Origin of the sequence: Hoeflea sp., from assembly GCF_039975035.1 — a bacterium.
In the GTDB taxonomy this organism is placed as follows: Bacteria; Pseudomonadota; Alphaproteobacteria; order Rhizobiales; family Rhizobiaceae; genus Hoeflea.
Window position 1 is genome coordinate 32855 of sequence record NZ_JBDWHW010000042.1, and the last position, 21108, is coordinate 53962.

21 protein-coding genes, 2 tRNA genes and 1 pseudogene are annotated in these 21108 nt (G+C 59.7%); 5 read left to right on the forward strand and 19 right to left on the reverse strand.

The genetic code is table 11. From position 1 onward, the window contains the following. Nucleotides 1-25: 25 nt before the first annotated feature. The 6 genes from ABJN75_RS03160 to ABJN75_RS03185 form a co-directional block, all read right to left on the reverse strand. The gene (locus ABJN75_RS03160; RefSeq protein ID WP_348436768.1) at nucleotides 26-1672 is read right to left on the reverse strand and encodes an AMP-binding protein; all 1647 of its coding nucleotides are present in this window, start codon (nucleotides 1670-1672) and stop codon (nucleotides 26-28) included. Between the two features lie 2 nt (nucleotides 1673-1674). Beyond that, complete coding sequence (locus ABJN75_RS03165; RefSeq protein ID WP_348436770.1) at nucleotides 1675-2046, reverse strand: zinc ribbon domain-containing protein; 372 nt, start codon at nucleotides 2044-2046, stop codon at nucleotides 1675-1677. Then, on the reverse strand, nucleotides 2043-3203 hold the full coding sequence (locus tag ABJN75_RS03170; RefSeq protein ID WP_348436772.1) for a thiolase family protein: 1161 nt from the start codon (nucleotides 3201-3203) through the stop codon (nucleotides 2043-2045). Before ABJN75_RS03170 ends, ABJN75_RS03165 begins: the two co-directional genes overlap by 4 nt. Before the next feature lie 11 nt (nucleotides 3204-3214). Next, nucleotides 3215-4417 carry an MFS transporter gene (locus ABJN75_RS03175; protein WP_348436774.1) on the reverse strand — a complete coding sequence of 401 codons (1203 nt, stop codon included), beginning with the start codon at nucleotides 4415-4417 and terminating at the stop codon, nucleotides 3215-3217. 460 nt (nucleotides 4418-4877) lie between these two features. Continuing rightward, a complete protein-coding gene (locus tag ABJN75_RS03180) occupies nucleotides 4878-5084 on the reverse strand; it encodes a hypothetical protein (protein ID WP_348436776.1) in 207 nt (68 codons plus the stop codon). Between the two features lie 269 nt (nucleotides 5085-5353). Further along, complete coding sequence (locus tag ABJN75_RS03185; RefSeq protein WP_348436778.1) at nucleotides 5354-6067, reverse strand: lysophospholipid acyltransferase family protein; 714 nt, start codon at nucleotides 6065-6067, stop codon at nucleotides 5354-5356. A gap of 184 nt (nucleotides 6068-6251) precedes the next feature. Here ABJN75_RS03185 and ABJN75_RS03190 point away from each other — a divergent pair. Next, nucleotides 6252-6788: pseudogene (locus ABJN75_RS03190) on the forward strand (integrase core domain-containing protein); the annotation flags it as partial. A 38-nt stretch (nucleotides 6789-6826) separates the two neighbouring features. Here the strand turns inward: ABJN75_RS03190 and ABJN75_RS03195 are convergent. The 10 genes from ABJN75_RS03195 to ABJN75_RS03240 all read right to left on the reverse strand — a co-directional run bounded on the left by ABJN75_RS03195 (nucleotide 6827) and on the right by ABJN75_RS03240 (nucleotide 12833). Beyond that, nucleotides 6827-6902: transfer RNA gene (locus ABJN75_RS03195), tRNA-Phe, on the reverse strand. Between the two features lie 260 nt (nucleotides 6903-7162). After that, nucleotides 7163-7363 (reverse strand): DNA gyrase inhibitor YacG, encoded by a 201-nt coding sequence (gene yacG / locus ABJN75_RS03200; RefSeq protein ID WP_348436780.1) that lies wholly within the window; start codon nucleotides 7361-7363, stop codon nucleotides 7163-7165. A gap of 4 nt (nucleotides 7364-7367) precedes the next feature. Beyond that, a complete protein-coding gene (locus ABJN75_RS03205; RefSeq protein ID WP_348436782.1) occupies nucleotides 7368-7988 on the reverse strand; it encodes a Maf-like protein in 621 nt (206 codons plus the stop codon). A gap of 20 nt (nucleotides 7989-8008) precedes the next feature. After that, on the reverse strand, nucleotides 8009-8227 hold the full coding sequence (gene infA, locus ABJN75_RS03210) for a translation initiation factor IF-1 (RefSeq protein WP_004435948.1): 219 nt from the start codon (nucleotides 8225-8227) through the stop codon (nucleotides 8009-8011). A gap of 102 nt (nucleotides 8228-8329) precedes the next feature. Then, on the reverse strand, nucleotides 8330-8800 hold the full coding sequence (locus ABJN75_RS03215; RefSeq protein WP_348436785.1) for a low molecular weight phosphatase family protein: 471 nt from the start codon (nucleotides 8798-8800) through the stop codon (nucleotides 8330-8332). A gap of 7 nt (nucleotides 8801-8807) precedes the next feature. After that, nucleotides 8808-9287, reverse strand: coding sequence for a UPF0262 family protein (locus ABJN75_RS03220; protein WP_348436787.1), 480 nt, complete (start codon nucleotides 9285-9287; stop codon nucleotides 8808-8810). Further along, a complete protein-coding gene (gene hisD / locus ABJN75_RS03225; protein ID WP_348436789.1) occupies nucleotides 9284-10612 on the reverse strand; it encodes a histidinol dehydrogenase in 1329 nt (442 codons plus the stop codon). Before hisD ends, ABJN75_RS03220 begins: the two co-directional genes overlap by 4 nt. A 34-nt stretch (nucleotides 10613-10646) precedes the next feature. Next, nucleotides 10647-11084, reverse strand: a complete 438-nt coding sequence (locus ABJN75_RS03230; protein ID WP_348436791.1) for a DUF2948 family protein — start codon at nucleotides 11082-11084, stop codon at nucleotides 10647-10649. Between the two features lie 132 nt (nucleotides 11085-11216). Continuing rightward, entirely contained in the window at nucleotides 11217-12506 is a 1290-nt protein-coding gene (gene murA / locus ABJN75_RS03235) for a UDP-N-acetylglucosamine 1-carboxyvinyltransferase (protein WP_348436793.1), read from the reverse strand. Between the two features lie 117 nt (nucleotides 12507-12623). Then, a complete protein-coding gene (locus ABJN75_RS03240) occupies nucleotides 12624-12833 on the reverse strand; it encodes a hypothetical protein (RefSeq protein WP_348436795.1) in 210 nt (69 codons plus the stop codon). Between the two features lie 342 nt (nucleotides 12834-13175). Here ABJN75_RS03240 and ABJN75_RS03245 point away from each other — a divergent pair. The 3 genes from ABJN75_RS03245 (at nucleotide 13176) to ABJN75_RS03255 (ending at nucleotide 16298) form a co-directional block, all read left to right on the forward strand. Continuing rightward, nucleotides 13176-13250, forward strand: a tRNA-Thr gene (locus ABJN75_RS03245). 373 nt (nucleotides 13251-13623) lie between these two features. After that, the gene (locus tag ABJN75_RS03250) at nucleotides 13624-15117 is read left to right on the forward strand and encodes a phospholipase D family protein (protein WP_348436797.1); all 1494 of its coding nucleotides are present in this window, start codon (nucleotides 13624-13626) and stop codon (nucleotides 15115-15117) included. A 347-nt stretch (nucleotides 15118-15464) separates the two neighbouring features. After that, entirely contained in the window at nucleotides 15465-16298 is an 834-nt protein-coding gene (locus ABJN75_RS03255) for an endonuclease/exonuclease/phosphatase family protein (RefSeq protein WP_348436799.1), read from the forward strand. Between the two features lie 238 nt (nucleotides 16299-16536). On the opposite strand, the gene ABJN75_RS03260 is transcribed toward ABJN75_RS03255, so the two are convergent. Further along, nucleotides 16537-17664, reverse strand: a complete 1128-nt coding sequence (locus ABJN75_RS03260; RefSeq protein WP_348436801.1) for an aminotransferase class V-fold PLP-dependent enzyme — start codon at nucleotides 17662-17664, stop codon at nucleotides 16537-16539. Between the two features lie 241 nt (nucleotides 17665-17905). On the opposite strand from ABJN75_RS03260, the gene ABJN75_RS03265 reads away from it, so the two are divergent. After that, nucleotides 17906-18736, forward strand: coding sequence for a crotonase/enoyl-CoA hydratase family protein (locus ABJN75_RS03265; RefSeq protein ID WP_348436803.1), 831 nt, complete (start codon nucleotides 17906-17908; stop codon nucleotides 18734-18736). Between the two features lie 46 nt (nucleotides 18737-18782). Here the strand turns inward: ABJN75_RS03265 and galE are convergent, their stop codons facing one another. Continuing rightward, entirely contained in the window at nucleotides 18783-19778 is a 996-nt protein-coding gene (galE, locus tag ABJN75_RS03270; RefSeq protein WP_348436805.1) for a UDP-glucose 4-epimerase GalE, read from the reverse strand. Nucleotides 19779-19886: 108 nt separating this feature from the next. Beyond that, a complete protein-coding gene (locus ABJN75_RS03275) occupies nucleotides 19887-21053 on the reverse strand; it encodes a pyridoxal phosphate-dependent aminotransferase (protein ID WP_348436807.1) in 1167 nt (388 codons plus the stop codon). Nucleotides 21054-21108 lie beyond the last annotated feature (55 nt).

The following is a 21108-nucleotide window of genomic DNA, read 5'->3' on the forward strand; positions in this document are numbered from 1 at the left end:
TATTAGTATATACAAATTGGGCAGGTCAACTGCCTTCTGTCTGCCGCAGTGCCTTTCGGTTGATCTTGCCGGACGATGTCATCTGGAACTCTTCGACATATTCGATCTCGCGAGGCGCCTTGTAGGGAGCGAGATTGACGCGAACATGTGCACGCAGCGCCTCAGTCAGTTCATCGTTGCCGATAAACCCGGCGGAAAGCCGGACGAACGCCTTGACTATGGCTCCCCGTTCGGCGTCCGGCTTGCCGATCACGCCAACTTCGGCGACGGCAGGATGCGCAAGCAGGCTATCCTCGATTTCTGCCGGTCCGATTCTGAAACCGGATGACTTGATCAGATCGTCAGACCGGCCCTTATACCAAAAGTACCCGTCGGAATCGCGCACGGCCAGATCGTGGGTGCGCATCTGATCCCCCAACTTCAGCTCTGCCTCTTTCTCCGGGTTGCGCAGATACCCGAGGAACCGGGTCGGAGAGGTGGCGGATGTCACAATCTCGCCCGGTTCGCCATCAGCCACCTCGATGCCGTCAGCGTCGACCAGACGCACGTCATGACCGGGATAGGCCACGCCCATCGAGCCCGGTTTGCGTGGATAAAGCCGCGAGCAATTGCCAATCAGGTGATTTACCTCGGTCAGCCCATAGAATTCATTGCACACCACACCCAGGGTGTTTTCGGTCCAGGCCAAGGTATCCGCCGCCAGCGCCTCTCCCCCTGTGCAGATCACCCGCAGGCAAAGATCGTAAGTGCCGCGCGGATTCTGGGTCTGCGCCAGGCGCTTGATCGCCGTCGGCGCCAGAAACGTATGCGTTACCCTGTGACGCGCCATGAAATCGAAAGCCCAGTCGGCCTTGAACCGCGCCTCGGACGTGACGACCGGGCGCCCCGCCAACCATGCAGGCATTAGCATGTCCAGCAATCCACCCACCCAAGCCCAGTCCGAAGGCGACCAGAACACGGCATCCGCCTCTTCCATCGACAGGTCGTAAAATAGGTTGATCGAGGGACGATAGGCCGCCAAAATCCGGTGCCCGTGCAATATGCCCTTGGGCATGCCGGTTGATCCTGACGTGTACATCAACAGTGCGGGATCATTGGCGCCCGAGTACTCAGGTTCGAACTCCTTTGGCGCAGGCCCGTCCAGAATGACGCGGAGGTCAGGCTCAGCCCCGGTGCTTTCAGCCACCAGCGCATCGGTCAAATGTTCAAACCGCCCTGAATCTTGGCGAAGAGGAGCCCATGCAGCCTCGGTGGTCAGCAGACAACGGGCCGCGCAATGGTTGAGTGCATGGGCCAGAGCGTCCGGGCCATAAAGCTGCGACAGGGTCACCGCGGTCGCGCCCAGTTTGCAAACGGCCATGTGCCCGATCGCCGTTTCGGGGCGCATCCCGGTGTGAAGTCCGATAAAATCACCGCGCCCATAGCCCAATCCGCGCAGATGCGCGGCGAGCGCAGTGGCAGCGGCGTCGATTTGAGCAAAGCTCCATGTCTCGATGCTACCGTCTTCCCGCTCGAACAGCATCGCCGGGTTATTGCCGTTCTCAAGTCGAAGCTGGCGCCCCACGGTCATCGCAAAGATGTTGGCATCCGGTGGGATGTCAATCACGACGTCGCCATTTTCACGGCGAAGCCCGATTTGCGCAAGGCGCGCCTCTGTCCAGGTTTCAAACATCCTCAGTCCTCTCCATCCAATCGCAACCACAGACCAGGCCGCTCCCCCTGGGGGACGACCAACCTGCCACCTTCATTGATTTCCTCAGGATTTTGCAGGGCAACCAGTGTCGCCCCGTCTGCCCCGTCGAATCGCACCAGTGCATGGCTTGCCGCCACGCCATCGGTGCGAAAGATCACCCGCGCCTTGCCGCTCAGTTCGACCCAGTCATGCGTTCCGGTTCCGCATTTTTCGCACCGGACGCGCGCCGGAAAACTGAGCCAGCCACAGCCAGCGCAGCGTGACGCCAGTGCACGCCCATTGCGCAATGCATCGAAATAGGGGGACAATTCACCCTCCGGCAGCGTGTAGTTCAATGTGAGTGTCAATTTCATTTCGCAGCCCCGAGAATGGTTACGGCGCAAAGTGTCGCGATCCCGCCATGAGTGTCGGCCAATGCGAACCGCGGCGGTGTCCCTGGCGCTACGCCGGCATACCGCCCTTCAAGCTGCTGGGCGCAAGTCAACACTTGTGCCACGCCGGTGGCACCTACCGGGGCGCCCTGCCCCAGTAATCCGCCTGACAGGTTGACCGGAACGGCGCCTGACGCACAGAACATGCCTTCGCGTTCCGCGCGGACCACATCGTCGGCAAATCCCAGCGCCTCAAGCGCCTGAAGCTGAGCACCCGAATAACTGTCATAGACTTCTGCCAGTCCGATCTCGGCAGGCGTGATTCCGGCGCTTGAATAGGCCCGTTGCGCTGAAAGACGCTTCGCTGCGAAATCGCCGGGATCCGCCCGTTCTGCCAGCCTCACCCGGTCATTGGCGCACCCCATGCCCAGGATCCGCGCTCTGTCCTTGCCCATTTCCGGCAGGTTTTCCGGGCGCGAAAGGATCACGCAAGCCGCACCGTCGCTCAGCGGTGAGCAATCCAGCCGCCTGTAGGGCGCTGAAATAACAGGCGAGGCAGCAACATCGTTCAAGGTGATATCAAGCGGCAAATGGGCATTCGGATTTTGCCGCGCGTTCTGCCGGTTGCGGACCGCTATACGGGCGAAATCCTGTTGCGTTGCCGCGGTTCGCTGCATGAACGCCAGCGCCGACAGCGCATAGATCGAGGTCGAATCCACGCCGGTCATGCCGTCGGTCCAGGCGTCATATGAGAACGAATAAAGCTCGCTTACTACCGCACCGGGGAGATGAGATGCCGAAGGTTCCAGCCCCAGAACCGCAACCCGTTGCGCCTGACCCGATGCCACCAGTGCGGCTCCAGCCTGCACTGCTATCTGGCCCGAAGCCCCGCCGCCCTCGACCCGCATCAGACGGATACCAAACAGACCGAGTTCATCAGCCAAGAGGCTTGCGGGATTGAGTTGCAAAGTGAAGAAATCGCTTTCCGACGCGACGACAAGCGCGTCGATATCGTGACGTTCCAAACCGGCATCGCGCAGTGCCGCAGAAAAGGCCGCCTGCGCCCAATCGCGATAGCTGCTGGCGTCCTTGCGCCGATTGAACCGGGTCATCGCCCCGCCTGCGATCATGACACACATGCTATCCACCATCATTGCCAAGCCCCTCGCCGCGGCAGCCACAACAACAAAACCAGGCCGGCCAGGTTCATTGCAAGCAAAACTCCCGCCAAAGCCCGGAAACCTGCCCATTGCCACATCGCGCCGCCTGCCGCTGGTCCCATTGCCATCATCACCAGTCCGATCATTGCGATCAGCCCCAGATCGCGGCCCAATCGGAACGGCGGTATATACTGGCGGGCAAGAACCGGGCGCAGGATCGTGTGCATCCCGTAGCCAGCGCCCTGAAGCAGGAGAATGGGCAGGATCGTCTCGACCCGGTAGGGCAAGACCAGCAGCGCCAAAGGCGGCACCAGCATCAGCGCAAAAATGCCGCGCACTGCCACAACCGGGTTGCAATGCCGGACCAATGGCGCACAAACGAGACGCCCGACAATCTGAGCCGGTCCCAGAAGCGCCGGAAGGATCAATGCGAATCCGGCGGTTTCGGGCACCTCGAGCAACTGCACGGGCAAGGAAAACAGCACTGCCGCATGGCTGAACATTACAAAGGAAAAAGCCAGACCGATCACCAGAACATTTCGCGATGCCCGGCCCGTCGCCGGTGATGGGTCTGGCGCATTGGCTGCGGCAGGCGGAACGCCTTCGGACGGAATCATCAAGCCCGCCACCAAGACAAGTGCCGCCGCAGCAAGCATCACCGAGCGCCAGCCTGAATGTTCCAGCATCCAGTTCACCAGCGGAAAGGTCAAAAGTGTGGCAAAGCCCGCGATCAGCGTAACGATCGCCACCGAACTGCCGCCCGACGTGCCGAACCGGCGCAGCATCAATGCAAAGCAAGGATCATAGAGTGTGGCTGCCATCGGCACACCCAACAGCACCATGAACGGAGCAAACCCCGCGACTGACTGGGCCTGTGACATCGCCACAAGCAGCACAGCACCCAAGACTGCGCCCGCCCGCATTGCCTGTGTGCCCTGCCCTCGGTCAATCGCCCGCCCTACCCACGGCGACACAAACGCCCAGAGTAAAAAGCCGGCGGTAAATGACGCAGTCAAATGCTGGGCCATCCAACCCGTTTCGGCGAGGATGTGGGCGGCCAGCGCCGGGAACAGATAATAGAGCCCCGACCAGAGAAACAGTTGCGCAACCGCGTGCCGTCCGACGAAAAATGCCCGCCCGTGCTGATGATCGGGCGGACCATCTGTCCGTACCTGCGCGATGTTGGCGACCACCCCGATTCTCCGGCATAAAGTTGTTAATACAAATTAATTAGGACAGTTTTCAGAGGCAATCAAGGATTAATGCGCAGTGCGTTTGATCGACCTCATATCAGTGGCTTCGAAATATCTTCCGGGCGGTGTCTGATAGACCGGAATGGGGTTGATTGGCTGCCGGACTGATCACAATTTCGGCGGCGTGAACATCAAATATCAATCTCAAGCGTCACGGTATCGAAACAGCAGTTTGCTGTTCTCAGCCCGATGGTCGAGACTCCTGTACGCGCCCCGTTGCAAACCTTTTGAGATGGTTCGAATTGTAGAAAACTATTCCCCGGCCGGCCACAATTGTGCTTTTGACTCCCTAAAATGGCTGCTGCGAAAAGGCTAAGCGTCAGAAAATACGCGTTTTGATCGTAGTCGGCTCTCGCTTTAAAAGCTCATTCTACACGAGGAAAACTTTGCAAAAGAACCGTCATGCGGCTTGGCGATTGGTGCCGTCGGTCAGTGTCAGCATGTCGAACGCGCTGAGACCGGCGCCATAGGGACGCTCCATCAACATGCGGCCCCCGACGTCCGGAGCGGCATCCTGTAACGCGCCGGGCAGGCTCTCACGCAGATCGTAGCCCTGACCGGAGGAGGCGAAGAAGGTGCAAGACCTGGCATGTACATTATCGTTCAACCGTATTTGTTTGAACGATCACGTACATGCATCATTTCAAAGTGTTACAGCGCGGCGCATCCGACTTGATCAACGGCACACCAGAGCCGGCGCGTTCGGTCAGTGGTTGAAGTCACAGCCTCGCCCGTCACTGTAATACCTGGATGGCGCCCGTTTGGTAAGGTGATGTCTGAAGCTTGGCGGGTAGGGTGTAGTCCTGTTTCCGGCCTATAAGCGCGAGTTGACTATGATCGCTGCCTCATTGAAGGTCCAAGCCGACGAGCGGCAGGTTAGGTCAATCTCAATCGCTCCGCCTCCATCTGCGCCTCGGCCTTTCGAGCGAACAACTCGGCAGGCATCCCAGGCGGGATCGGGGGCAGATAGGAGACGGTGATTGTCCCGCCACGTTTGCTCGATCGGCCAAGCCCCCAGAATTTGCCGGAATTCACCAGGACGGGCAGCACAGGCGTCCCCAGCTTTGCATACAGCAGCTCCACTCCTCGCTTGAACTTGATCGGTTCCAGCTCCTTCATACGTGTCCCCTCGGGGAAAATGAGGATCGAACGTCCGCCAGCGAGCGCTTCACGACTCTGGTTCAGCATCGTCTTCAGCGCCTTGGATCCGGTCTCGCGATCGATGATGATCATCGGGGATTTTCGCAGATACCAACCGATGATCGGGATCCGCAGCAGTTCCTGCTTCGCGACAATCGCAACGTTAGGGAAGAGAACCAGAAACGCGAGCGTTTCCCAAGTGGATTGATGATTGCAGACGATGAGACATGGTTCTGCCGGAATCAGGTCGCGACCCGTCTCGACATAATCCAGCCTTACAACATGCCTGAGCCCGAACAGCACTCCGCGCACCCACAGGCGGGTTGTTGCCCTGATTGCCTTTCCAGGCGACCCAACCAGCCAGAAGCCCAGTACCCCCAAGGCGAACCAAACAGTCCAGCCAGCTAAGAACGCGTCGAACAGGTGCGATTTCACGTTGATGTGATGCATGGCGCGGTCATTTCAGTCAGTGAGAAGCCGCTGATTGAATCGGCAGCCACAGATAGGTTTCTTCGTAGCGAGAGATTGGCATGGGCCGCTCTTCTTTTCAATTCTCTTTCGGTTTGGCGTAGCAGTTCGACTCTCCAGAAATGCGGATATTGAGCGGACCTGACGCGATGTAGTTCGCCGAACGGGGTTGTTCAACCTGTCAAAACTGTCTGTGTGGTGGCTCAGGCTCGGCATATCCATAGAACGGATCAAACCCGGAAACCCGCAACACAACGGCAGGCATGAGCGCATGCACCTCACCCTCAAGCTGGCGACCACAAAACCGGCTGGCGCCAACTTCCTCGAGCAGCAGGGCAAATTCGATGACTTCGTCGAGGTCTTCAACACCGAACGGCCGCATCAGGCCCTCGCCATGGCCGTGCCCGCCGACCACTACCAACTCTCACCGCGCCAATATCAGGGCCTGCCTGACATTGACTACCCCTTCCACGACAAGGCCGTCACCGTCACCACATGCGGGCGCATCTGCTTCAACCGGCGCAAGATCAATCTCAGCCAGGTCTTTGCAGGTCAAACCGTCGGCATCAAGCAGACCGACGACCGAATCTGGCTGGTCAGCTTCATGGACTACGATTTAGGATACTTTGATGATCAGACATGCAGGGTGAAACCGCTTCAAAACCCATTCGGGCCAAAACTGTTACCCATGTCTCCGGTATAAACCGTAACCTATGGGTCCGGAACTGACCCAATTTGAAGTGGTGCCCGGAGGCGGATTTGAACCACCGACACGCGGATTTTCAATCCGCTGCTCTACCAACTGAGCTATCCGGGCATCTCACCGGAACTCGTTTTACCGGGTTCCTGCCGCTCGCCGGCGAAGGAATTTTCCAACGCCGAAAGCGAGCGGGTTATACCATCTTGAAAGGCCCTGTCCAGCACCCTTTTCGGCTTTTTTCGCTGCTTGCCGGTGAAACCGGAAAGCGCGCTGCGTGACGAGGATGACGAAGCCTGGTTTTGGCGAAAACCAGGGCAGACGAGAGACTTGCTCGCTGCTATCGGGTCTGCCCCTACGGCCAGGATCAGCCCTGCCTGTCAGCCGCGGTCGTCGAAATCCTCGTCCTGATTGTCCTCGACTTCGGTGACAGGGATGGCATAGCCGCCTACCAGCCAGCGATTGAGATCGACAGCACGGCAACGCTCCGAGCAGAACGGATAGCTGTCGCGGGTCGACGGGCGTCCGCATTCCGGACATGGCTGCGCCTTGCGCAACGGTGTCACATTGCTGTCCGTCATATGCTCAACCCTCAAGCCATTTGAAGTGAACATCATAGCCTTCACCGGTGAGAAGGCCAACAGTCTCGTAAAGCGGCAGGCCGACCACATTGGTGTAGGAGCCGACCAGCTTGACCACAAAGCTTCCCGCCAGCCCCTGAATGGCGTAACCGCCGGCCTTGCCGCGCCATTGGCCCGAGGCAAGATAGCTTTCGATCTCGACCCGCGAGAGCCGCTTGAAGCGCACCCTTGTCTCGACAATCTTCTGGCGGATTGTGTGGTCGGGCGTCACCAGGCAGATACCGGTGAAAACACGGTGATTGCGGCCCGAAAGCAGATAGAGCCCATTCGAGGCCTCGTCGATCTGCTCGGCTTTGGGCAAGATGCGACGACCGACGGAAACCACGGTGTCCGCTGCCAGAATATAGGCATCCTTCCACGCCGGATCGAGCCGCGTCTCCCTGAGGGCGGCTTCCGCCTTCTCGCGCGACAGCCGCCGCGCCAGCGAGCGAGGATGTTCCGAGCGCTGAGGAGTCTCGTCAAGCTCCATCGGCATCAAACGGTCAGGCGCAATACCGGCCTGGTCGAGCAGTTCAAGCCTGCGCGGCGAACCGGATGCGAGGATCAGTTTTTGCGAACGCGCCATGGGATGGCCTCACCCCTCGCTTACTTGAAGCGATAGGTGATGCGGCCCTTTGTCAGATCGTAAGGCGTCATTTCGACCAGCACCTTGTCACCCGCGAGCACGCGGATGCGGTTCTTGCGCATGCGGCCAGCGGTGTGCGCAATGATCTCGTGCTCGTTTTCGAGCTTCACCCGGAAGGTTGCGTTCGGCAGCAGTTCGGTGACCACGCCGGGGAATTCAAGAACTTCTTCTTTCGCCATTCAGTGTCTGTCTTTCCAGTTCAAAGAGGCGGCGCAATATGCGCGCACCTGAAATTTGGCCGGAACCTACACAATGACAAGCCGTTTGTGAACCAAATTGATTCACCCGCCCGCAGCGGGGCGCGACCAGCCATTGCCCGAGCTTATCCGAAGTCTGAGCATGTCGCGAACCTCGCGATAGGCATCGAGAATGCGTTCACGGGTTCCTGTCACCACCGTCGGATCCGGTGTCGGCCAGTATATCACATCAACCGCATTGCTGCGGGTCAGTTCCAGCGCCCTGTGGTGGGCTTCCGGCGCCAGCGTGACGATGACATCGAAAAAGTCATCCTCGAGTTCATCCAGCGTTTGCGGCTGCCGGTGTCCGAGATCCAGATCTATCTCGGCGAGAACCGTATCGACGAATGGATCGCGCTCCCCCGGACGCACCCCGGCGGACGCAATATAGGTGCCCGCCGGCAGGATCGAACGGGCGATGATTTCGGCCATTGGCGAGCGGATCGAGTTCATGCCGCAGACAAACAGCAATGCACCGGGCGTGGCTCTGGCCGGGGCCGGTCTGGTGTCCGCCATGGCGGCCCTATCCGCGCCAGTGCAGCACGCAAACCAGCGTGAACAGCCGACGGGCGGTATCGAAATCCATCTTGATCTTGCCCTCCAGCCGGTCCATCAACGTCTGCGAGCCTTCATTGTGTATGCCGCGCCGGCCCATGTCGATGGCTTCGATCTGGCTCGGCGTGGAGGAACGGATGGCCTCGTAATAGCTCTCGCAGATCATGAAATAGTCCTTCACGATACGGCGAAACGGCGTGAGCGAGAGAATGTGGGTGGCGACCGGTTCCTCGCTCTGCGTGGAAATGGAAAACACCAGCTTGGAATCGATCAGCGACAGGTTGAGCTTGTAGGGACCCTTTGCTTGGCCTACCGGCTCGAAACTGTTTTCCTCGATCAGGTCGAAAATGGCGACCGCACGTTCGTGTTCGACATCGGGCGTCGCGCGTCCGATGGTATCATCCAGAACAACATCCGAGAGCCGTTGGGTTTCCTCAGCCGCCGTCATTCCAGCTCACGCCCCTCCTCCAGGTTGTCTTCCCTCGGGTTCACCCTGATCGATACCGAGCGCGCATGGGCATCAAGCCCCTCAGCCCTTGCCAAGGTTATGGCAGCAGGGCCGAGCGACTGCAACTGTTCCGGTCCGAGCCTGAGGATCGAGGTGCGCTTGACGTAGTCAAGCACCGACAGACCCGAGGAAAACCGGGCCGACCGCGCCGTGGGCAGGACATGGTTGGAGCCGCCGACATAATCGCCGATGACTTCGGGTGTATGGCGGCCGATAAAAATGGCGCCGGCATTGCGGATCCGCTCCGCCAGCGCTTCGGCGTCATCGGTGGCAATCTCCAGATGCTCGGCGGCAATCCGGTTGGCCAGCGGCACCGCGGCATTCCAATCCGGCACCACGATGATTGCGCCGAAATCAGCCCAGCTCTGCCTGGCCGTCTCGGAGCGGCCAAGGGTGACAAGCTGACGTTCGACCGCGGCGATCACCGCCTCGCCAAAGGCCTCGTCACGGGTCATCAGAATCGATTGCGCGCCGACATCATGCTCGGCCTGGGCCAGCAGATCGGCAGCGATCCAGTCGGGATTGTTGTCCGGGTCTGCCATCACCAGCACTTCGGAAGGGCCGGCGATCATGTCGATGCCGACGGTTCCGAACACCTGCCGCTTGGCAGCCGCCACCCAGGCATTGCCGGGTCCCATGATCTTGGCCACCGGCTTGATGGTTTCCGTTCCATAGGCAAGCGCGGCGATCGCCTGCGCACCGCCGATCCGGTAGATCTCGTGAACACCGGCGACGCGGGCGGCGGCCAGCACCACCGGGTTGAGCGCACCTTCACGCGCCGGCACCACCATCACGATCCGTTCGACACCCGCCACCCTGGCGGGCACCGCGTTCATCAGCACAGAGCTCGGATAGCTCGCCGTCCCACCGGGAACATAGAGTCCGACCGCTTCGATCGCGGTCCAGCGCGACCCGAGCTCGACGCCCAGGCCATCCACATAGTGATCATCCTTCGGCATCTGCCGCTGATGGTGGCTGACGATGCGGTCATGGGCGAACTCCAGCGCAGACACCAGCTCCGGCGCCGTCGCCTGGTAGGCCGTCTCGATTTCATCGGCGGTGACCGCAAGGCCGAGTTGGCGCGTATTGATGCCGTCAAAGCGCTCAGTGAAATCATGCAGCGCGGCGTCGCCGCGTTCCCGGATCTCGCGAATAATGGCGCGCACATCGTTTTCGACGTCCTGGGAAACTTCGCGCTTGGTGGTCAGGAAGGCGGCAAAACGGTTCTCGAAATCCGACTGCCGGTAATCAAGCCTCAATACCACTGCCTTGCCCCCATCATCATGTCCATCGGTCTGGTCAGCCGGCGACCGGATGGCGCGGCTTGAATTTCGTTTCCCAGCCGCCGCCGATATCGGCGAACTGGACTTCTATGCAGTCAACCTCCAGGCGGATCACCGCGCCGCCGGACAACACCAGTTCGATTGCACCGGCCGGTGCTTCAGCGCCGGCGACGAAGGTCAGGGCCAGCAGCGACTGTACGGCGTCGGTGTCCTTGAGATTGATGCCGCGGGATTTGACGGCCAGAACCTGCTTGACCGCGAGCACCGCCCGGCGGCGTTCCAAAGCCTTCTTGTTCTTTCCCTCTTCCCAAACAAAGCGATTGCCTTCAAGCGTGAAGGTTCTGTCCTTGCCCGCGAAGGCGGTGTCGCCGGTCTTGAACACGGCGTCCTGCAGACAGGCGGAGATAACAGCCAGATCCGTTTCGTCAAGCGCGATCAGTTTCAGACTGTCCATGATATTCCTCGGTTAACTGTGGCGGGACGCGGTTCACCGCGAAGTATGTGCTGCACTGCAAGGTAGGTGCGGCAAGGCCAAAGCGCAATGAGCAGAAGGTTGCGGTCGTTGTTTGCGGACCGTACCAAAGGCTCAATCGCTGATGCGTTCGACCACGGCGCCGCAACTGGTCAGCTTTTCTTCCAGCCGCTCAAAACCGCGGTCCAGGTGATAGACCCGGTTGACGATCGTTTCGCCTTCGGCGGCCAATCCGGCGATGACCAGCGACACGGACGCGCGCAGATCGGTGGCCATCACCGGCGCGCCCCGGAGTACCGGTACGCCGGTCACCGTCGCGGTCTGGCCCGACAGCGATATCCTGGCGCCCAGGCGGGCCAGTTCCTGGACATGCATAAATCGGTTTTCGAAAATGGTCTCGGTGATGTGCGAAACACCGCTGGCGCGGGTCATCAGCCCCATGAACTGCGCCTGCAGATCGGTCGGAAAACCGGGAAACGGATCCGTCGTGACATCCACCGGCAGGATGTCCCCGCCATTGCGGCGGACGCGAATGCCGCCGGCTTCGGGCACGATCTCGACGCCTGCGCGGCGAATGGCAAGCAAGGCATTCTCGAGCAGGTCTACGGAGGTGTTTTCGAGCAGCACATCGCCGCCGGTCATGGCCACTGCCATGGCATAGGTGCCGGTCTCGATCCGGTCAGGAAGCACCCGGTGGCGCGCTCCGGAAAGCGAGGCAACACCATCAATGGTGATGGTCGAGGTGCCTGCGCCTGAAATTTTCGCCCCCATGGCGATCAGGCACTTGGCGAGATCCGCCACTTCAGGTTCGCGCGCGGCATTTTCAATCACCGTCTGGCCCTTGGCCAGCGTCGCCGCCATCAGCATGACATGAGTGGCGCCCACGGAGACTTTGGGGAATACGTAATGCCCGCCAGTCAGGCCCTTGGGCGCGCGGGCATTGACATAGCCGTTCTCGATGGTGATTTCGGCGCCGAGATGTTCGAGCCCGTCGATGAACAGATCGACCGGCCGGGTGCCGATGGCGCACCCGCCCGGAAGCGAGACCTTGGCCTCACCCATCCGCGCCAGCAACGGAGCGATGACCCAGAAACTGGCGCGCATCTTGGAGACAAGCTCATAGGGCGCGGTGGTGTCGACGATGGTGCGGGCGGTAAAATGCACGGTCCGGGCATAGGCACCGTCCTGTCGCTCGCGGCGGCCTTCCACGGCGATATCCGCACCGTGATTGCCCAGAATGCGCTGCAATTGCTCGACATCGGCGAGATGCGGCAGGTTTTCCAGCGTCAGCGTTTCAGCGGTGAGCAGCGAGGCGATCATCAACGGCAGTGCCGCGTTTTTCGCGCCTGAAATCGGAATGACGCCATTGAGCGGATTTCCGCCAACGATCCTGATGCGATCCATGCTGTCCTCTTGAAATAGTGACCCGCGCCTGTGCTTGGGCGAGGCGGCTTTGAAAGAAATCTGCGGCGGTGTTTAGACCATCATGGGGAATGCGGCAACACGAGGACCGGATTGGCGTCAAGCTCGATCGGTACCATTGCCATCGCGCGACACCTTGCCGGCGGCGGGCAGACCTTCGGCCTCATCGGCGCCGCCCTCGCGCCGCGCCCTGGTCTGCGCCTTGCGGCGCTGCAGATTGGCGCGCAACTGTTCGGCGCTGCGTTCGGCGCGCTTGGCGGCCTGACGTTCGGCCTCGCTCTTGTGTTGCGGCGGTGTTTTCTGGCTCATGATCCGGTCTGGATAGCGCAAAATTCATGGAAGGTGAAGATCGCACCGCCGGGACCGGCTTTGTTCCCCGGCAATGGAAGCCCATCCGCGTCTGCGAAAAACCGGCATCCTTCCACCTGTCCGCACGAGGCCTCACAGGCATTTTCACGGTTGCCGGAACAATCGCCGGTTTGTGCTTGCACTCCTGTCCAAGCTGTGGCAATAGCGGGCCGCTTCAGTCGTTTACAGCCTTTCGGGAATGACGATAGCGGATCGCGAACAGCGGCCGACCGAGACAATCCTCTGGTTGGACCTCGGGCCGGGCCTCTGGCCTGGATCGCCGATCCGGAACTGAAGCAGAGGGCTGCCGTAGCTCAGGGGTAGAGCACTCCCTTGGTAAGGGAGAGGTCGAGAGTTCGAATCTCTCCGGCAGCACCATTTTCTCGCATTGCAAATGCCGGGAATCCCAACTCTCCATTTCATCCCGTTTTTCACTTGCGATCCAATGATCAGCAAACCGGTCAATAAGTATGGGCCTATAGCCGCCCGGAAATGCCGCTATGGAATGGAATTTCCGGACAATCGGTGACTTGGAGAAAGATGTCCGCAATCTCCGGGAATGGTATGCAGCGGTAAACCTGTTCGCTATCATGTTCGCCGAACGCTTCACGGCGTGACGGCATCTGACACCGCCAGGGACCGGGCCAGATACATAAAGTTCATGATGCTCGCAGCAGCGTCACAAATGGCCCGAAAGAATGCGATGCTTGACGTCCTGTATTGGTTTTTTGGCTTAGTACTCCTGGTGACAATGACGGTGATTTTTTGCCGTCTTGTGTTTGCGCTTCCCAAATCCACGGCGCGTTCTGATACAGTTGCGAAGCCGGCGCCCGGATCCGGTCCACTGGCCGTTGCTCTGTCCGAATCAAGATCAGGCCATGAGGGACTGACCGGCATCGCTCCGCTTGAGGAAGGCGCAAATGCATTTGCGGCACGGGTCAGTCTCGCCGATGCAGCCATATCATCCATTGATGCCCAATATTATATCTGGCACAACGATCTGACGGGATATCTGCTGCTGGACGCATTGCAGCGCGCAGCAGATCGTGGTGTGCGGGTCCGGTTGCTGTTGGATGACAACGGAGTTTCCGGACTTGATTGCGAGCTGGCACATCTGGATGCCCATCCCAACATCGAGGTCCGGCTCTACAATCCGTTCAACCTGCGGCGGCTGAAGCGGCTGTCATACGGGTTTGACTTTTTTCGGCTGAACCGCCGGATGCACAACAAATCGTTTACGGTAGATGGCCATGCGACGATTCTCGGCGGGCGCAATGTCGGTGACGAGTATTTCGGGGCAGGTACATCGGCGCTTTTTGTCGATCTGGACGTTCTCGCGGCAGGCAAGGCAGTGTCCGACGTTTCAGCTGATTTTGATCGTTACTGGGCGGCCCCATCAGCCCACCCCGCAGGCGCGATCCTTGGCAAAATCAAATCGGAAAATCCGATTTGCGAAGGGCTGGCCCGGCTTCGCAAGAACCCGCGACCGAATGCATATCGCGAACTGCACGAAACACCTGACATCGTCGAAGCCCTGGCCCAGGGCGATCTGGAACTGGAGTGGACAACCGCACTTCTGGTCAGCGACGACCCGGTGAAGGGTGAGGGCGCAGTGCCGCGTGAGGATCTGCTTGCTGTGCGTCTGATGAAGGCGGTCGGGGAGATTCAATCCCGGTTCGACGGCATATCACCCTATCTGGTGCCGAGCCGGGCCGGGGTCAGGGCTTTCAAGGCACTGAAGAAACGGGGCGTCGCAGTGCGCATGCTGACGAACTCGCTGGAAGCGACCGACGTGCTTCCGGTTCATGCTGGCTACGCAAAATACAGAAAGAGAATGCTTCGCGCCGGTGTGAAGCTGTTCGAATTGCGGAGCCAGGCAGCACCCAATCCACCAAGCAAGATGTTTGGGCATTTTGGGTCTTCAGGGTCAAGCCTGCACGCCAAAACCTTCGCCGTGGATGGCAAGCGCATCTTCGTCGGATCATTCAATTTCGACCCGCGATCGACAACGCTCAATGCTGAAATGGGCCTGCTGATCAACAGTGAACGGATGGCCAAAGGCATTCATGAAGCCTTCGATCGTGAACTGGCCGGCTTGGCTTGGGGTGTCGAACTGAACAACGGGCATCCCGCATGGGTTGATCTCAAGACAGGCAAAAAAACAGGTGAAGAACCCGGCTCAAATACGTTCAAGCGAATCGCCCTGGCGGTCATCGGCTGGCTGCCGGTTGAGTGGCTTCTCTGAGCGGAATGTCGCCGGTTAAGACATGTCGCGCAAAAGTGCGTCGCAATTCTTCGAGATACAAAACAAGGCGCTGACACGGGTTACCGGAACCGGTTTGCATGCGACGCGCGTCAGCTGGATGACCACTCGATTTTCTGCCGCATTTGCATGGCTGTTATTGCCTCGACGTTACGCGAAAACAGCGCAATTGACTGCCTTCCGGAACACTGGCAATTGCTCGAATCGTTCCCATATTCATTTGAATGGCGACACAGCCAGACCGTTAGGAGCCATGTCTGTATCGGAGAACAGCCGGTGTAAAACCGTGATGGGGCACGAACTGCGCTGCTGTCGCCCGCATCTGGCGCATGAACAGAGGAAATATTACTATATTTGATATGGCTCAAAATACGAAAACGGTGGACAATACAGCTACTTCGCTGAGCATTGCGACGTACAATGTTCGCAAGGCGATCGGCCGGGATTATCGACGAGACCCGAAACGTATTCTTGACTCCGTATCAGATCTGGATGTTGACATCGTCGCCTTGCAGGAAGCCGATTATCGCTTCAAGCAGCGCCAACCTATTTTCACCTCAGAACAGGTTCGGCATGTGACGTCGATGCACACTGTAGCATTGGATCACAGCCAGAACGGGCTTGGCTGGCATGGCAACATTCTTCTGGTGAATCCGAAAATAAGGATTGTCCACGCCCGTACCATCGAACTGCCCGGTCTGGAGCCCCGTGGAGGGCTGCTGGTCGATCTTGCCTATGACGGAAGGGAAATCCGGATCGTTTCCGCCCATCTTGGAATTTTCGCAGCCTATCGCCGCCGCCAGGTCGAGGTCTTGATGGAAGCCGCGGATATCGAATCGGGACGTACCACATTTGTGCTGGGAGATTTCAACTGCTGGGGGAAGTCACGGTGGAGCCTGAAGCCGTTTCGGGATTGCCTGCATGAGGCCGCCTGCGGCAAGACATTTCCCGCAGGCAATCCGGTCGCCTCGCTCGACCGGATTTTCTACACTGACCATGCGCAGTTGAAATCCTGTGGCCCGGTTTTGAACGGCTTGACTCGGGTTGCGTCTGACCACTTGCCCGTGCGTGCGCAATTTGCCATCGCGACCGCACGGAACGAAGCTGAAGAACACGCCGTGGTCGAAAAGCCCAATGCCGCCGTATCGGGCATTGGACTTTGATCCCTAACGCACGTCGCATGCAAAGGGATTCAGGCGACGCGCGTTAGCTCTTTGTTTCTGCATGTCGTTGTCGCAAAACCGCAGGACACTTTTGCGCAACATGCATGAGCCCAGCTTTCGGTCTCGCGGCTGAGCAGCGGGCGCTGACCAGCCTGGCACCGCCTTCCAAGAGCTCGCAAGAAGCCATGCATCCAAGGCATGACGGATTCAGATGAAGTCACTCTGCCGCAATATGGCTTCAGCCTTCGGCGAGCTTGTCGAGGACTGTCTCCAGCCTGGCGACCGTGCCATCGACATCGCCGAGCTTGTCGAGCCCGAACAGACCGATGCGGAAGGTGCGAAAATCGGCGGGTTCGTCACACATCAGCGGCACGCCGGCTGCAATCTGCATGCCCTCCGCGGCGAATTTCTTGCCGTTCTGGAATTCCGGATCGGCAGTGTAACTCACCACAACGCCCGGCGCCTCGAAGCCCGGCGCGGCGACCGATTTGCAGCCGTTTTCAGCAAGCAGCGCGCGGACCCTGCGGCCCAGTTGCCATTGCCGTTCGCAGGCGAGATCGAAACCGAAATCCCGGGTTTCGATCATCCTGTCGCGAAACACTTTCAGGGCATCGGTCGGCATGGTCGAATGATAGGCATGTCCGCCGCCAACATAGGCCTGCATGATGTCGTGCCATTTGCGCAAATCCACCGAAAAACTCGAACTGGTGGTCTCGCCAAGCCGTTCAAGCGCACGTTCGCCGAGCATGACAAGACCTGCGCATGGCGAGGCGCTCCAGCCTTTCTGCGGCGCCGAGATCAGCACATCAACGCCGGTTGCCTTCATGTCGACCCAGACGCAACCCGAAGCGATGCAATCGAGCACGAACAGGGCACCGACATCGCGCGCAGCTTCCGAGATCGCCTTGAGGTACTCATCGGGAAGGATGACACCCGATGACGTTTCCACATGCGGCGCGAAAATCACGGCCGGCCGCTGTTCGCGAATCCTGGCGGTGATGGTTTCAATCGATTGCGGCGCGAAAGCCGAGGTGCTTTCGTTGCCGGTCGGGGTGGCCTTGAGCACTTCTGTCTGAGCGGGAATGTCGCCCATGTCGAAGATCTGCGTCCAGCGATAGGAAAACCAGCCATTGCGAAGCACCATGACATTTGCGCCGGTCGCGAACTGCCGGGCGACCGCTTCCATGCCAAAGGTTCCGCCGCCGGGCACGATGACCGCCGCGTCGGCCTGATAGACCTCGCACAGCATGGTGTTGAGATCGGTCATGACGCCCTGGAACGTCCTGGACATGTGATTGAGGGACCGGTCGGTGAAGACCACCGAAAACTCCATGAGACCATCGGGATCCACTGGTGACGTTGTCATGTTCATACCTCTTGTTGCTCCTGCTCCGTGCCCGACTTCGCACAGTCCTGCATCCGCTATAGCCCTGTTTTGGATATGTTTGAAGGCGTGGGCCTGCGATAGATCGTCCCTGAATGGCTCGCGAAAATTCCGGCTTGCCTTTTGGCCCGAGGCGAACGCTGACGGGGAATGCCGATTTTGTCCGACTGGCGGTATCCCGGCAGCAAACCAGCGGATAGAACGGGAGCGAAGGGAGACCATCATGACCTATAGCTGTTTCACGCTCGAGATCGCCGAGCATATTGCCCATATCCGCTTCAACCGGCCGGACAAGGCGAATTCGATGACCATGGAGTTCTGGAAGGAGTTGCCGGAGGCGATCGACAGGGTTTCCAACAGCGCCGAAGCGCGGGTTATCGTGATCTCCTCGGAAGGCAAGCATTTTACCTCCGGCATGGATATCTCGGTGTTCATGAGCGGCGGACTGGACACTGATCCGGCCAACAGCCAGGTGTCGGCGGAAGCGTTCCGCCACAAGATCAAGCTGTTGCAGCAAACCTTCTGCGCGCTCGAACGCGCGCGCCAGCCGGTGCTCGCAGCAATCCAGGGCGGTGCGATTGGCGCGGGCGTCGACCTCGTCACCGCGTGTGATTGCCGCTACGCGTCCGCGGACGCTTTCTTCGCGGTGCAGGAAACCGCAATTGGCATGACCGCCGACGTCGGCACGTTTCCGCGTCTCGTGCGGCTGATCCCGGAAGGGTGGGCGCGGCAAATGGCCTATACGGCGGAACGTCTTCCGGCGGAGAAGGCCAGACAAATCGGCCTGGTCAACGAGGTGTTTGAAACACATGACGCGCTGCTGGACGGGGTCATGGAGATTGCACGCAAGATTGCCATGCATTCGCCGCTGGCAGTTTCGGGGTGCAAGGCGATGGCGAATTACGCCCGCGATCATTCGACAGCGGACGCGCTCGATTATGTTTCGGTCTGGAATGCCGCCATGTTGCGCCCCGACGACATCAAGGAAGCGTTCATCGCGCGCGGAGAGAAACGACAGCCGATCTTTGATGATCTCAAGCCGATCGGCGACTAGGCAGGCGCGAGACGGTGCCGCCTATGATTGCGGCATGACCGGAGCCTCAGGTTTGCTGATTGCTGCGCAACAAGGCCGATTCCCAGGCCAGTGCGCTGGCGACAATTTCATCGATATCGTCATGGCGCGGCGACCACTCGAGCACGGTGCGGGCCCGGGTTGAATCGGCCACGGAAGAGACGATGTCGCCGTCCCGCCGTCCGCCCAGACAGATTTCGAAATCCCGCCCACTGATGCGACGCACCGCGTCAAGCACTTCGCGCACGGTGTAGCCGCGGCCATAGCCGCAATTGGCGATCAGGCTCTCGCCGCCGGCACGCAGATAGGTCAGCGCGTCGAGATGAGCCGCGACCAGATCGGTGACATGGATAAAGTCACGCACGCAGGTGCCGTCCCGGGTTGGATAGTCCGTGCCGAAAACCTCGATTCGGTCGCGCTTGCCCATCGCCGCTTCCGTCGCGACCTTGATCAGATTGGCGGCGCCGCGCGTCGATTGACCGGTACGCCCCTTCGGGTCGGCACCCGAGACATTGAAATAGCGCAGCGCCGCATAACGGAAATCATGAGCCGCGGCTGCATCGGCCAGCATGGTTTCGGTCATCAGTTTGGAAGCGCCATAAGGCGATTGCGGTAGGGTCAAGGCGGTTTCGGTCACAGGCTGGTCACCCTCGGGGTCGCCGTAGACGGCGGCCGTCGACGAAAACACGAAATTCCTCACACCGGTCGCGATGGCGGTGCGGATCAGTCCGAGCGAATTGACCGTGTTGTTCTGGTAATATCCCAGCGGATCGGTTATCGATTCGGGCACCGAGATCGATCCGGCGAAATGAACAATCGCCTCGATGTCGTGCGCCTTGATGATTTCGGCGATGGTTTGGGTATCCGCGATATCGGCGCGGATGAGTTTGGCTTCAGGCGCCACCGCCCACTCGAACCCGGTCGACAGCCGGTCGACAACAACCACCTGTTCCCCGGCGTCGATCAGCGCCCACACCATGTGGCTGCCGATATAACCTGCTCCGCCGCTCACCAATACCGTCATGGCGTTTCCTCACTGGGATTTTCAACCGGAGAATGAACTGCAACATTCAAGAAACCGTGAACGGTGCCGTCAGGCTCCGGAGCGGAACGCAATCATGTTCGATTGTTGCTAAAGCGAGGAAATGTAACCTGCCAGCCGGCCGGCCGCTTCCTCGACATGATCGAGCCGGCGCAGGAAGCAAGCGCGCAGGAACGTGTCGCCGCCGGCACCGAACGCCGTGCCCGGCGCCAGGCCGACGCTGGCGCGGTCGACAATATCGATAGCCGCGGCACGGATGTCGGTGACGCCGTCAATGCGGAAGAACGCATAGAACGCTCCATCCGGCTTCTGGGTGACGACCCGGTTGGTGCCGGTCAAGGCGTCGCAGAACAGATCCCGCGCCGCCGTCGCCTTGGCAATTTGCGCATCAACATAGGAATCGCCCTGCTCGAGCGCAGCCAGCGCGCCTTTCTGCATGAACTGGGCAACACCGGAAGTCTGATATTGGATGCTGTTTTCGAGCACCTGAATGATCGAGGGGGGCGCAACGATCCAGCCCACCCGCCAGCCGGTCATCGACCAGTTCTTGGAAAATGTGTTGACGAAGATGATACGGTCGTTGTCGTCCATGATGTCGAGAAACGACGGTGCCCGTCCGCCCGCATAGAAGAAGCGGGTGTAAATCTCGTCGGCGATGATCCAGAGCCCATGCTTGCGCGCCAGTTCGAGGATCGCGACGAGGTCCTCGCGCGTCGCCGTCCAGCCGGTGGGGTTGGATGGCGAGTTAATGAACAGCGCCCGTGTTTTGGGTGTGATTGCGCTCGCGATCCGCTCGGGATCGATGCTCCAGCGGCCATCGGCGTAATCAAGCGTCGCCGCCACCGGAACACCACCGGACAGTTGCAGCGCTGCAGCGAAGTTGGGCCATGCTGGCGTGATCTGAATAACTTCATCGCCCGGATCGACAACGGCCTCGATGGCGATCTTGATGGCCTGCATGCCCGAACCGGTGACGCAGAAAGCGTCAAGCGGCAATTGCTTGCCAAACAGCCGGGCATGGTAATCGGCCAGAGCCTGCCGGAGTTCGGGAATACCGCGTTGCCAGGTGTAGAAGGTTTCGCCCGCCAGCAAAGCGTCAGCGGCGGGCCGGCTGATGAATTCCGGTGTGGACTCGTCACCTTCGCCGGCCCAAAGCGGGATCAGGCCCGGCTTGAGACGACCGTGATTGACCACGGTGACAATGCCGCTTTCAGGGGCTTGAATCGCGCGGCGGCTGAGACTGTCAATCTGATTCATGGCAAACTCCGTTTGCCTCTCATAACTGTTCTTGTCGATTGCCGCATCCATGACA